The organism is Stenotrophomonas sp. TWI1149, assembly GCF_039673155.1.
Lineage (GTDB): Bacteria > Pseudomonadota > Gammaproteobacteria > Xanthomonadales > Xanthomonadaceae > Stenotrophomonas > Stenotrophomonas maltophilia_AA.
Genome location: NZ_JBDJLB010000001.1, coordinates 238,650 through 250,948, shown reverse-complemented (window position 1 = coordinate 250,948; position 12,299 = coordinate 238,650). Strand labels below are relative to the sequence as shown.

General features: G+C 66.2%; 11 protein-coding genes. 7 read left to right on the top strand and 4 right to left on the bottom strand.

What is annotated here, in order from left to right; genetic code table 11:
* Positions 1–24: 24 nt before the first annotated feature.
* Together ABE424_RS01285 and ABE424_RS01280 are read right to left on the bottom strand one after the other, a co-directional pair.
* The gene (locus ABE424_RS01285) at positions 25–636 is read right to left on the bottom strand and encodes a hypothetical protein (RefSeq protein ID WP_346491277.1); all 612 of its coding nucleotides are present in this window, start codon (positions 634–636) and stop codon (positions 25–27) included.
* A 97-nt stretch (positions 637–733) separates the two neighbouring features.
* Complete coding sequence (locus ABE424_RS01280; RefSeq protein WP_346491276.1) at positions 734–1,759, bottom strand: zinc-binding alcohol dehydrogenase family protein; 1,026 nt, start codon at positions 1,757–1,759, stop codon at positions 734–736.
* 372 nt (positions 1,760–2,131) lie between these two features.
* Between ABE424_RS01280 and ABE424_RS01275 the strand changes: the two genes are divergently transcribed.
* From ABE424_RS01275 to ABE424_RS01260, 4 genes are all read left to right on the top strand, one after another.
* Positions 2,132–3,223 (top strand): OmpA family protein, encoded by a 1,092-nt coding sequence (locus ABE424_RS01275; protein ID WP_346491275.1) that lies wholly within the window; start codon positions 2,132–2,134, stop codon positions 3,221–3,223.
* A 192-nt stretch (positions 3,224–3,415) separates the two neighbouring features.
* The gene (locus tag ABE424_RS01270) at positions 3,416–3,925 is read left to right on the top strand and encodes a hypothetical protein (RefSeq protein WP_176990712.1); all 510 of its coding nucleotides are present in this window, start codon (positions 3,416–3,418) and stop codon (positions 3,923–3,925) included.
* Between the two features lie 19 nt (positions 3,926–3,944).
* Positions 3,945–4,796, top strand: coding sequence for a pseudouridine synthase (locus ABE424_RS01265; protein WP_346491274.1), 852 nt, complete (start codon positions 3,945–3,947; stop codon positions 4,794–4,796).
* A gap of 91 nt (positions 4,797–4,887) precedes the next feature.
* Positions 4,888–5,232, top strand: a complete 345-nt coding sequence (locus tag ABE424_RS01260; RefSeq protein ID WP_176990714.1) for a hypothetical protein — start codon at positions 4,888–4,890, stop codon at positions 5,230–5,232.
* 60 nt (positions 5,233–5,292) lie between these two features.
* Here ABE424_RS01260 and kbl read toward each other — a convergent pair whose 3' ends face one another.
* Positions 5,293–6,504 carry a glycine C-acetyltransferase gene (kbl, locus tag ABE424_RS01255; protein WP_346491273.1) on the bottom strand — a complete coding sequence of 404 codons (1,212 nt, stop codon included), beginning with the start codon at positions 6,502–6,504 and terminating at the stop codon, positions 5,293–5,295.
* Between the two features lie 197 nt (positions 6,505–6,701).
* Between kbl and ABE424_RS01250 the strand changes: the two genes are divergently transcribed.
* On the top strand, positions 6,702–7,403 hold the full coding sequence (locus ABE424_RS01250; protein WP_346491272.1) for a TorF family putative porin: 702 nt from the start codon (positions 6,702–6,704) through the stop codon (positions 7,401–7,403).
* Positions 7,404–7,546: 143 nt separating this feature from the next.
* On the opposite strand, the gene tdh is transcribed toward ABE424_RS01250, so the two are convergent.
* Positions 7,547–8,569, bottom strand: a complete 1,023-nt coding sequence (gene tdh / locus ABE424_RS01245) for an L-threonine 3-dehydrogenase (RefSeq protein WP_176990742.1) — start codon at positions 8,567–8,569, stop codon at positions 7,547–7,549.
* 146 nt (positions 8,570–8,715) lie between these two features.
* On the opposite strand from tdh, the gene ABE424_RS01240 reads away from it, so the two are divergent.
* Both ABE424_RS01240 and ABE424_RS01235 read left to right on the top strand, forming a co-directional pair.
* Complete coding sequence (locus ABE424_RS01240; RefSeq protein ID WP_346491271.1) at positions 8,716–10,878, top strand: S46 family peptidase; 2,163 nt, start codon at positions 8,716–8,718, stop codon at positions 10,876–10,878.
* A 693-nt stretch (positions 10,879–11,571) separates the two neighbouring features.
* Positions 11,572–12,216: a histidine phosphatase family protein gene (locus ABE424_RS01235; protein WP_346491270.1), complete on the top strand. Its 645-nt coding sequence runs from the start codon at positions 11,572–11,574 to the stop codon at positions 12,214–12,216.
* The last annotated feature ends 83 nt before the right edge of the window (positions 12,217–12,299 follow it).

Sequence of the window (12,299 nt, the reverse complement as noted above, 5' to 3'; positions counted from 1 at the left end):
ATCGCCGGTCCGGCACCGGCGCTGTTACGGCGCGACGGCGGCCGGGGCGGGCTTGCGGATGCCGAACAGCGGCAGGGTGACCCCGCATAGCGGGCCGATCAGCAGGGCGAAGGCGAGGGTGCCCACGCCGACGTTGCCGCGCAGCCACCAGCCGATCAGCAGCACGGTGCCTTCGATCGCGCTGCGCACGATCCAGATCGGCCAGCCGGTGCGGGCATGCAGGCCGGTCATCAGGCCGTCGCGCGGGCCGGGTCCGAAGCGCGCGCCGATGTACAGGCCGGTGGCGAGCGCGACCAGCAGCAGGCCGCAGACGAACATCGGGATCTGCCAGGCCAGGCCATGCACCTCCGGCAGCAGCCACAGCCCGAACTGCGCGCTGGGGCCGATCAGCATCACGTTGAGTACCGTGCCCAGCCCGGGCTTCTGCCGGATCGGCCACCACAGCAACAGCACCAGCGCGCCGATCACATTGGTGGCCACGCCGAAGGACAGCGGCGTCTGCAGCGCGATGCCCTGGGAAAGCACATCCCAGGGCGCCACCCCGATCGCCGCGCGGATCATCACCGCCGCGCCGAAGCCGTACAGGAACAGACCGAGCAGGAGTTGCAGCAGGCGCAGGGGCAGGGACGTGGGCATGGCGGATTCACCGGAAGGGCCACTGACTGTAGGCGGCACCGGGCGCCGCCGACAGATACAGATGAAGGCGAATGCGCGCTGACACGTTGCCGCGCGACTACCCCCAGCCGGACAGCACCAGCTTGCCGATCACGCCGCCACCTTCCAGCTGGCGATGCGCTTCGCGCAGGTTTGCGGCATTGATCGTGCCCAGATGCGTGTGCGCGGTCGTGCGCAGCTCGCCGGCGTCGATCAGGCTGGCCGCGCGGCTGAGGATGCGGTGCTGCTCGATCATGTCCCCGGTCTGGAACCGGGCGCGCGCGAACATGAATTCCCAATGGATGCCGATGCACTTGGCTTTGTAGGGATCGCCGACGCGCAGCGGCCCGCGGGGCTCGACGATCAGGCCGACATGCCCCTGCGGTGCCAGCAGCTCGCCCAGGGTCTCCCAGTAGTGATCGGTATCGGCAAGGTTGAGCGCGACCTGCACCTGCGCGATGCCCAGTGCCTGCAGCTGGGCGGCCAGTGGCTGGCGATGATCGATCACGTGGTCGGCGCCCATCTGCAGGCACCACGCGCGGGTTTCCTCGCGCGAGGCGGTCGCGATCACGGTGAAGCCGGCATGCCGTGCCAGCTGGATGGCGATCGAACCGACACCGCCGGCGCCGCCGATGATCAGCAGGTGCTGGCCACGATGGCGGCTGTCTTCAAAGTGCAGCGGCATGCGCTGGAACAGCAGTTCCCATGCGGTCAGCGTGGTCAACGGCAACGCCGCGGCCTCGGCGAAATCCAACGTGGTGGGTTTGCGTCCGACCAGGCGCTCGTCCACCCAGTGATATTGCGCATTGCAACCGGAACGGGTGACATCGCCGGCGTAATACACCTCGTCGCCCGCGGCGAAGGCGGTGACGTCAGGACCGACGGCTTCAACGACGCCGGCCGCGTCATAGCCCAGCACGCGCGGCGGATCCTCCTGCTGCGCGCGCGGCGCGCGCTGTTTGGTGTCCACGGGATTGACGGAAACAGCGTGTACCCGCACCAGCAGGTCACGTCCCCGCGGCGTGCCGGGCGGGGCGATGCTGAGGTCCTGCAGCGCGGCGGGGTCTTCAATCGGCAGATACTGGGTCAATCCCACGGCTTTCATGTCGGCTCCGGATCGGGGGAATCCTCTCCATCATACGGATCACGCCGTCGCTGTTTCTGCGCTGAATCAAGGGGCGAACCCGATTTGAACCCTACCGTGAAAAATGTGTCGCGACGCCGCCTGAATTGCGCAAAACCCTTGTCATTGCTGGGTCTTGCGGAATTTCATCAACCTGTATAGGGTGCCACCAGCTGGACCCGGTAGAGGTCTGGCGGTCGTCTTCACATGTTACGGGACTGTTAACATCACCTTCACTCGCCTGAGCATAATGTTCGCGGCGGTGGCGTGCTGAATCGGCAGTCTGAAAACGACGCAGTAGTGCTGGCCCATGCCTCTACCGGTTTCATACCCCCGAAATAGGAGCTGTACTCAATGAACAAGAAGATCCTTACTGCCGCGCTGCTGGGCGGTCTGGCTTTCGCCCAGGCTGCATCGGCGCAGGATTTTGACGACCGCTGGTACCTGACCGGTTCGGCCGGCTTCAACTTCCAGGATAGCGACCGTCTGACCAACGACGCTCCGTTCGTTACCCTGGGCCTCGGTAAGTTCATCAGCCCCAACTGGTCGCTGGACGGCGAGCTGAACTACCAGAACCCGAACTTCGATGCCAACCAGGATCTGAACTGGAGCCAGTACGGCGCGTCCGTCGATCTGCGTCGCCACTTCATCCAGGAAGGCCGCGGCTGGAACCCGTACCTGCTGTTCGGCCTGGGTTACCAGAAGTCGGAAGAAGAGTACGCAGCGCTGAACACCAATGGTCCGCGTGAGCGCAAGGACGGCAACTTCGCCGCCAAGCTCGGCGTCGGTCTGCAGACCACCTTCGAAAAGCGCGTCGCCGTGCGTGCCGAAGTGGCCTACCGCGCTGACTTCGACGACCAGAGCGTTGCTGCTCCGAGCGAAGACTGGTTCGGCGACGTGCTGGCTTCGGTCGGTGTCGTGATCCCGCTGGGCCCGGCCCCGGTCGCTGCCGTGCCGGCTCCGGCTCCGGTTGCTCCGAGCTGCGCCGATCTGGATGACGACGGTGACGGCGTCAACAACTGCGACGACAAGTGCCCGAACTCGCAGCCGGGTCAGACCATCGGTCCGGACGGTTGCCCGGTCCCGGTGTCGATCGATCTGAAGGGCGTGAACTTCGACTTCGATAAGTCGAACCTGCGTCCGGACGCGGTTGCGATCCTGAGCGAAGCTTCGGAAATCCTGAAGCGTTACCCGGATCTGCGCGTTGAAGTCGCCGGTCACACCGATTCCAAGGGTTCCGACGCTTACAACCAGAAGCTGTCCGAGCGTCGTGCCACCTCGGTGTACAACTACCTGACCCAGAACGGCGTTGACGCTTCGCGTCTGGTCGGTCCGATCGGTTACGGCGAGAGCCGCCCGATTGCGCCGAACACCAACTCGGATGGTTCGGATAACCCGGAAGGCCGCGCCAAGAACCGTCGTACCGAGCTGAACGTCCAGAACTAATCCTTCTGGCGGTACAGTCTCACCAAGCAGGGCCCGGCATTGCCGGGCCCTGTTTTTTTGTGTGTCCGGGGCGGTTGGATCCCGGAAATCGACAATAAATCCAACAAGTTGCCGTATTCATTGAAGGTGGCGCTTGAAAGACGTTGTGGCGCTGTTAAACTCGCCGCGTCGACCCCTTCCTGGATGCATCCCATGCAGCGTTTTGCACTGGCCGCCGCGCTTGGCCTGGCCCTGGTTCCCGCCGCCCACGCTGCCGTGGACTGTTCGGCACCTGCCAGCGCATCACCGCTGCCGCTGCCGGCCACCGCGATCGCACCGGTTGCCGAAGAGCTGTACATCCGCAACGTCCAGCTGGGCATGCCCGCCGGGGTGCTGACCTCCAGCTTCGACCGGGAACAGTCGCTGGACAGCGTGCTGCAGCGCCTGCGCATCGACGGCTGCCAGAACATCGCCAAGGCGATTCCCAGCGCACCGGTGATCAATCCGAACGATCCGGCCGCCTACAAGCCGCAGACCGAGTTCGACAACACGCCGTGGCGCTTCGACATGAGCCAGAACGGCAAGCGCATGACCGCCGAAGAATTCGACGCGTGGATGAAGGCGCGTGGCGTGCGCGTGGTCAAGGCACGCCCGGCACCGGCTGCCGTGCCGGCCGCCGCCGCCGAAGCACCGGCTGAGACCAAGCCGGCGGACAAGAAGTAAGCCGCCCGGGCGGAGCACGATGACGACACGCCGGCCACCCGCCGCGACCGCGTCCCGACCACGCCGCCCCGAGCGGCGTGCGAGCCCCGCAACAGGCACCCGCAGCACCGCCGCGAAGGCAACTCCAACCACACCGCGCCATGGCCTGGCGCGTGTGCTGTCCAAGGCCGGGCTGTGCTCGCGCACCGAAGCCGCGCGCTGGATCGCCGACGGCCGGGTCACGGTCGACGGCCGTGTCATCAACAACCCCGAATTTCCGATCATCGACGGTCGCCATCACGTGCGCGTCGATGGTCAGCCGCTGGATGCGCCCAAGCGCGTGCACCTGATGCTCAACAAGCCGCGCGGCCTGGTCACCACCGCGCAGGACGAGCGCGGCCGCGACACCGTATACCGCTGCTTCGATGCAGCCGGCCTGCCGTGGATCGCGCCGGTCGGGCGCCTGGACAAGGCCAGCGAAGGGCTGCTGCTGTTCAGCAATGATCCGCAGTGGGCCGCGCGCCTGACCGACCCGGCCACCGGCCCGGACAAGACCTATCACGTCCAGATTGACGCCATCCCCGATGCCGCGCATCTGCAGGCGTTGTGCGCGGGCATCGAGGACGAGGGCGAGCTGCTGCGCGCGCGCCGCGCCACGCTGCTGCGCAGCGGCGACAAGACCGCCTGGCTGGAAGTGGTGCTGGAGGAAGGCCGCAACCGGCATATCCGCCGCCTGCTGGCCGCCTTCGACATCAACGTGCTGCGCCTGGTGCGCGTGGCGATCGGCCAGCTGCCGCTGGGCGAGCTGGGCAAGGGCGCCTGGCGCGAGCTCAGCCAGCACGATCTGGATCTGCTGTACGCCGTGGCCGACAGCGCCGCGGCCACACCGTGACCTCGTGGCCTGCCGGCATGTGGCAGGCCAATCGACCCGGGCAATGGATGGCCTTCGAAGGGACGTTCCGTTCAACACCGGGAGTAAGACCATGCACATCCGTAGCCTCACCCGTTCCCTGTTCCGCGGCGCCTGCCTGTTGTTGCCGGCCGCGCTGCTGACCGCCTGTGGCGGCCACAAACAGATCGCCAAGCAGGATCCGCCGGTGACCGACAAGGTGGTGGAGATCAAGATTCCCGAACTGGACGGCCGCGGCAGCTACCGCTTCATGATGAGCGATGGCGACAAGCGCATGAGCGCCGACGAGTTCGACGCCTGGATGAAGGCCAACGGCATCCGCGTGGCCAAGGGCAACGGCCAGGACGGTCCGGTCGCCGCGCCGGTGGTGGTGGCGAGCAAGGAATCGGCCAAGGACAAGAAGAAAAAGAAGAAATAAAAAAACGCCGGGCATGGCCCGGCGTTTCGGGGAGACGGCGCGCCAGGCGCCGTCGTCCGCTCACCCCTTGATGACGCCCAGCTCAAGGCCGATCCGGGTGAAGGCATCGATCGCACGGTCCAGGTGCGCACGGGTGTGCGCGGCGCTGATCTGGGTGCGGATGCGGGCCTGCCCCTTGGACACCACCGGGAAGAAGAAGCCGATCGCGTAGATGCCTTCTTCGAGCAGGCGTTCGGCGAACTTCTGCGCCAGCGGCGCGTCGTACAGCATCACCGGGCTGATCGGGTGCACGCCCGGCTTCACGTCGAAACCGGCGGCGGTCATCTTCTCGCGGAAGTAGGCGGTGTTCTGCGCCAGGGTGTCGCGCAGGTCGTCGGCGGCGGCCAGCATCTCGAAGGCCTTGATGCCGGCGGCGACCACGTGCGGCGGCAGCGAGTTGGAGAACAGGTACGGGCGCGAGCGCTGGCGCAGCAGTTCGATCACTTCGGCACTGGCGCAGGTGAAGCCGCCGAGCGCGCCGCCCATGGCCTTGCCCAGGGTGCCGGTGATGATGTCGATCTTCTCCAGCACGCCCTTGACCTCGGCCGAGCCGCGGCCGGTGGCGCCAAGGAAGCCGGTGGCATGGCATTCGTCGATGTGCACCAGCGCGTTGTACTTCTTCGCCAGCGCGGTGATCTCGTCCAGCGGGGCGATGAAGCCGTCCATCGAGAACACGCCGTCGGTGGTGATCAGCTTGGTCTTGCAGCCGGCGGCATCGGCGGCCTGCAGCTGCGCTTCCAGATCGGCCATGTCGCAGTTGGCGTAGCGGAAGCGCTTGGCCTTGCACAGGCGAACGCCGTCGATGATCGAGGCATGGTTGAGCGCATCGGAAATGATCGCGTCGTGCTCGCCCAGAAGGGGCTCGAACAGGCCGCCGTTGGCGTCGAAGCAGGCCGCGTACAGGATGGTGTCCTGCTTGCCGAAGAAGTCGGCGATCTGCTTTTCCAGCTGCTTGTGCAGGTCCTGGGTGCCGCAGATGAAGCGCACCGAGGCCATGCCGAAGCCGTGGGTATCCAGGGCGTCCTTCGCGGCCTGGATCAGGTCCGGATGGTCGGCCAGGCCCAGATAGTTGTTGGCGCAGAAGTTCAGCACCGTGCGGCCGTCGTCCAGGGTGATCTCGGCCGACTGCGGGCTGGTGATGATGCGTTCGGACTTGAACAGGCCCTGGGCGCGGATCGCCTCCAGTTCTTCAACGTAGTGCTGGGTCAACGAGGCGGTGGTGGCGTCGGTCATGGCAGGCAGTCTTCGGCACGGGAAACCCGGGATTTTACCTGTCGGGCGCGACGGCGGGGTTGCCGCGGGCGGTGGATGGGTGGGGCAGGGCGGGAGACGGTTGCAGACGTGATTGTTGCATCGCAATATCAATCAGGTTAAAAAACTGTAAACCGCGCCGTTCCGCCCACCCCCACCCACGTCTGGAGAGACCCCGCATGAACCACGCCACGCGCTGTACCGCCGCCGCTGTGCTCTGCGCCGCCCTGCTTGCCCCGTTCGCCGCCAGTGCCCAGGACGAGGCCGCCTCTCCCTTCAGCTGGAACGTCACCGCGGTATCGGACTACGTGTTCCGTGGTGTGTCCCAGACCGACGAGGACCCGACGATCCAGGCCGGCTTCACCTATACCTCCCCGGTGGGTCTGTACGCCGGTGTCTGGGGCTCGGGCGTGGATTTCGGTGATGGCGGCCCGGATGCCGAGGTCGACTACCTGATCGGCTACGCCTTCGACGTGACCGACAACGTCAACCTCGACCTGCTGCTCAACCGCTACACCTACCCCGGTTCCAGCGAGCTGGCCTACAACGAGTTCATCACCAAGACCACGTTCGCCGAGCAGTACAGCCTGACCGTGACCTACACCAATGACGTGTTCAATTCGGGCACCGATGGGTGGTACTACGCCTTGGGCGGCGAGTGGGCCCTGCCGCAGGACTTCGCGCTGAGCGCGAACGTCGGCCGCAGCACCTTCGAAGAAGGCATCTCCAAGGATTACACCGACTGGAACGTCGGCGTCAGCCGCCAGTTCGGCCTGTTCAACCTGGGCCTGGGCTACTACGGCACCGACGGCAACGGCCGCGACAACTCCGGCAAGCTCGCCGACAACCGCGTGGTGTTCACCGTGGCCGTGGGCAAATGACCTGACGCTGCGATGGACATGAAAAAGGCGCCGAAAGGCGCCTTTTTCGTTTGCCGCGCGCGTACCGACCAACGGTCGGTACCTATCGGGTAGGTCACGACCGTTGGTCGTGACACCGGCCGGCGCGCCAACGGCACGACGCCTCAATTCCAGCTCAGTACGACCTTGCCGGCCTTGCCCTGTTCCATCAGGTCGAAGCCCTTCTGGAAATCGTCGATCGGCAGCTGGTGGGTCAGCACCTTGCCGAGCGGGAAACCGGACAGCACCAGCTGGGTCATCTTGTACCAGGTCTCGTACATCTTGCGGCCGTAGATGCCCTGCACGGTCAGGCCCTTGAAGATGATCTTGTCCCAGTCGCAGCCGGCGCCCTTGGGCATGATGCCGAGCATGGCGATCTTGCCGCCGTGGTACATGCAGTCGAGCATGTCGTTGAACGCGCGCGGGTTGCCGCTCATTTCCAGGCCGACGTCGAAGCCCTCCATGTGCAGGTCCTTCATCACGTCCTTGAGCGAGGTGTTGGCCACGTTGACCACGCGCGTGGCGCCCATGTCGGCGGCCAGCTTCAGGCGGAAATCATTGACGTCGGTGACCACCACGTTGCGCGCACCGATGTGCTTGCAGATGCCCGCGGCAATGATGCCGATCGGGCCGGCGCCGGTGATCAGCACGTCTTCGCCGATCACGTTGAACTCGAGCGCGCAGTGCGCGGCGTTGCCGTACGGATCGAAGAAGGCGGCCAGCTCGGACGGGATCTGGTCGGGGATCGGCCACAGGTTGCTGGCCGGCATCACCATGTACTCGGCGAAGGCGCCGTTGACGTTGACGCCGATGCCGACGGTGTTCGGGCACAGGTGCGGGCGGCCGCCACGGCAGTTGCGGCAATGGCCGCAGACGATATGGCCTTCGGCCGAGACGCGCTGGCCGACTTCATAGCCGGTCACGCCCGGGCCGATCTCGGCGATGCGGCCGACGAACTCGTGGCCGATGGTCAGGCCCGGCTTGATCGTGCGCTGGCTCCACTCGTCCCACAGGTAGATGTGCAGGTCGGTACCGCAGATGGCGGTCTTTTCCAGCTTGATCAGGACCTCGTTGGGGCCGGGGGTGGGGACCGGAACCTCTTCCAGCCAGATGCCCTTGGCGGCTTCGCGTTTGACCAGGGCCTTCATTGTTTGCTGCGCCATCGGGGTGGAACTCGTCTGGGGGAAAACGCGGATTATAGAGCCGCCGGCGGTTTTCCCATGTTGCAGCGCGGGTGGTTTGGCGGCGCAGCGGCTGGGCTAGAATCGGCGGTTCTTTCACCAGGGGCTGCTCTATGCGCTCGAACCTGCTTGCTTTCTCCGTCGTCGCCAGCCTTGGGCTGGTCCAGGTCGCCCATGCCGCAGAAGGCATGTGGGTGCCGCAGCAGCTGCCGGAAATCGCCGGTCCGCTCAAGCAGGCCGGCCTGAAGCTGTCCCCGGAGCAGATCTCCAACCTGACCGGCGACCCGATGGGCGCGGTCGTGGCGCTGGGCGGCTGCACCGCCAGCTTCGTCTCCCCGCAGGGCCTGGTGGTCACCAACCACCACTGTGCCTACGGTGCGATCCAGCTGAACTCGACGGCCGAGAAGAACCTGATCAAGGACGGCTTCAACGCGCCGACCCTGAAGGACGAGCTGAGCGCCGGCCCGAACGCCCGCGTGTTCGTGCTGGACCAGATCACCGACGTGACCGACCAAGCCAAGGCCGCGATCGCTGCCGCGGGCAAGAACCCGCTGGCCCGCACCCGCGCGCTGGAGGCCTTCGACAAGGCCCAGACCGCCGCCTGTGAAGCCGATGCCGGCTTCCGCTGCCGCCTGTACAGCTTCTCCGGCGGCAACACCTACCGCCTGTTCCGCAACATGGAAATCAAGGACGTGCGCCTGGTCTACGCGCCCCCGGGCAGCGTCGGCAAGTTCGGTGGCGACATCGACAACTGGATGTGGCCGCGCCACACCGGCGACTTCTCGTTCTACCGCGCCTACGTGGGCAAGGACGGCAAGCCGGCCGCCTTCTCCGCCGACAACGTGCCGTACCAGCCCAAGCACTTCCTGACGTTCGCCGACCAGCCGCTGGGCGCCGACGACTTCGTGATGGTGGCCGGCTACCCGGGTCGTACCAACCGCTACGCCCTGGCCGGTGAGTTCAATGAAACCGCCAGCTGGACCTACCCGACCATCGCGCGCCACTACAACGCCGTGCTGAAGATGATCGACGAGGCCGGCAAGGCCGATCCGGACGTCAAGGTGAAGTACGCCGCCACCGCGGCCAGCATGAACAACGTGGCCAAGAACTACGCCGGCCAGTTGGAGGGTTTCAAGCGCATCGACGCGGCCGGCCAGAAGCAGGCCGAAGAGGCCGCCGTGCTGGCCTGGCTGAAGAAGCGCGGCGCCGCCGGCAAGCCGGCCCTGGCCGCGCATGCGCAGCTGATCCAGCACCTGGACACCAGCAAGGCGACGCGTGAGCGCGACCTGTTCGTCAGCCAGTTCAACAGCACCTCGGCGGTGGGGGCGGCGATCAGCCTGTACCGCCTGTCGATCGAGCGCAGCAAGCCCGACGCCGAGCGTGAAGCCGGTTACCAGGAACGCGACCTGCCGTCGATCGAAGGCGGCCTGAAGCAGATGGACCGCCGCTATGTCGCGCGCATGGACCAGCAGCTGCAGACCTACTGGCTGAGCCAGTACGTGGCCCTGCCGGCCGCGCAGCGCAGCAACGAGGTGCTCAACCAGTGGCTGGCGGGCAGCGACGCGGCCGCCGTGCAGGGTCTGGTCGGCAAGCTCTCGGCCACCAGGCTGGGCAGCCTGGATGAGCGCCTGACGTGGTTCAAGGCCGACCGTGCCGCCTTCGAAGCCAGCACCGATCCGGCGATCCAGTACGCGGTGGCGGTGATGCCGGCGCTGCTGAAGCAGGAAGAGCAGAAGAAGACCCGCGAAGGCGAGTCGCTGGTCTCGCGCCCGCTGTACCTGCAGGCCGTGGCCGACTACAAGAAGAGCAAGGGCGAGTTCGTCTATCCGGACGCCAACCTGTCGCTGCGCATCACCTTCGGCAACGTCATGGGCTACGGCAAGGACGGCGTGAATTACACCCCGTTCACCACCCTGGAAGGCGTGGCGGCGAAGGAAACCGGCGAAGATCCGTTCGATTCGCCGAAGGCGTTGCTCGATGCGGTCAAGGCCAAGCGTTACGGCGGTCTGGAAGACAAGCGCATCGGCTCGGTGCCGGTGAACTTCCTGTCCAACCTGGACATCACCGGCGGCAACTCCGGTTCGCCGGTGCTGGATGCCAACGGCAAGCTGGTCGGCCTGGCCTTCGATGGCAACTGGGAGTCGGTGAGCTCGAACTGGGTGTTCGATCCGGTGATGACCCGCATGATCGCGGTCGACAGCCGCTACATGCAGTGGATCATGCAGGAAGTGGCGCCGGCGCCGCAGCTGCTGAAAGAGCTGAACCTGAGCAAGTAAGCCGACACGTCGGTTTCGATGACCCCGCAGCGAAATCTGCGGGGTTTTTTGTTGTGGCTGAGCAGGAGATCCAGGCGTGGCGTCTTGCCTCTGGATCCAAGCGCGGCGTCTCGTCTTTCCCGGAGGGAGCGCGCCGGGCAGGGCTGGGCGAGACGCGCCGTGAACCCATCCATGGGGGCTCGTACGACCGCATCCATGCGGTCGAACGGTCTCGCCCAGCCCTGCCCGACGCGCTCTGGACACATATCCGCGTGCGGACAGAAAGGCGAAGCGGCACTGCACTTGCTCTTTGCATCCGCGCCAGCGACGGAAACCTTGGTGGCTGAGGCCGGGCAGCCTCTGGCAGGACCGTTCGACGGAAGGGAAAAGCAGCGGCAGTGCATTTGCCTTTGTGTCCGCGTCAGCGACGGAAACCTTGGTGGATGAGGCGGGGTAGCCTCTGGCAGGACCGTTCGACGGCATGGATGCCGTCGTACGAGCCCCCAGGGATGGGTTCACGGCGCGTCCTGCCAGAGGCTGCCCCGCCTCAGCCTGCGCGGGCCAACAAGGCGCCACGCTCCAAAAGCCATCCGTCAAAGACCAAAGAGCCGCGCAGCTTCACAGCCGCGACCGGGTATGATCCCCGTTCGGTGTGGTTTCACAGGATGTGAACGAAACGCCGCCACCTCCTCCCCCCAAGGAACCCTTGTCCGCATGCGCATCCTGCTTGCCCGTCACGGCGAAACGCCGTGGAATGCCGAAGGCCGCTACCAAGGCCAGATCGATATCCCGTTGTCGCCGATCGGCGAAGCCCAGGCCAGCGCGCTGGGCGAACGGCTGAAGTCCGTGGACATCACCCGCGCCGTCGCCTCGCCGCTGGTGCGCGCCCAGCTCACCGCCCAGCTCGCCCTTGGCGCCGAGCGGGCCCCGATGCTGCTGACCGAACCGGACCTGCAGGAAATCGCCCACGGTGAATGGGAAGGCCTGCTCGCCAGCGAAATCCATGACAAGGATCCCTCCCGCCTGCGTGCCTGGCGCGAAGAGCCGGACACCGTGCTGATGCCCGGCGGCGAATCGCTGCGCCTGGTGCTCGAGCGCAGCTGGCGTGGCCTGGCGCGTGCCGCCGAAGGCCTGGGTGAACATGACACCCTGCTGGTCGTCGCCCATGACGCCGTCAACCGCGTGATCCTGTGCCGCATCCTCGGCCTGCCGATCTCGCGCCTGTGGACCTTCCGCCAGGCACCGACCACCCTCAACCTGCTTGAAGGCCCCGACCTCGACCAGCTCGAAGTGGTGCGCCTGAACGACTGCGCCCACCACACCCCGTTCTTCGGCGAAGCCAAGCACCGCGCGCTGTAAGCGGTGTGCATCTGGACGCGACGGCTCGGCCACTGGCTGGCGAGCCGCGCAGGGCCGCCTGTTCCACCCCATCGCGGGGTGCC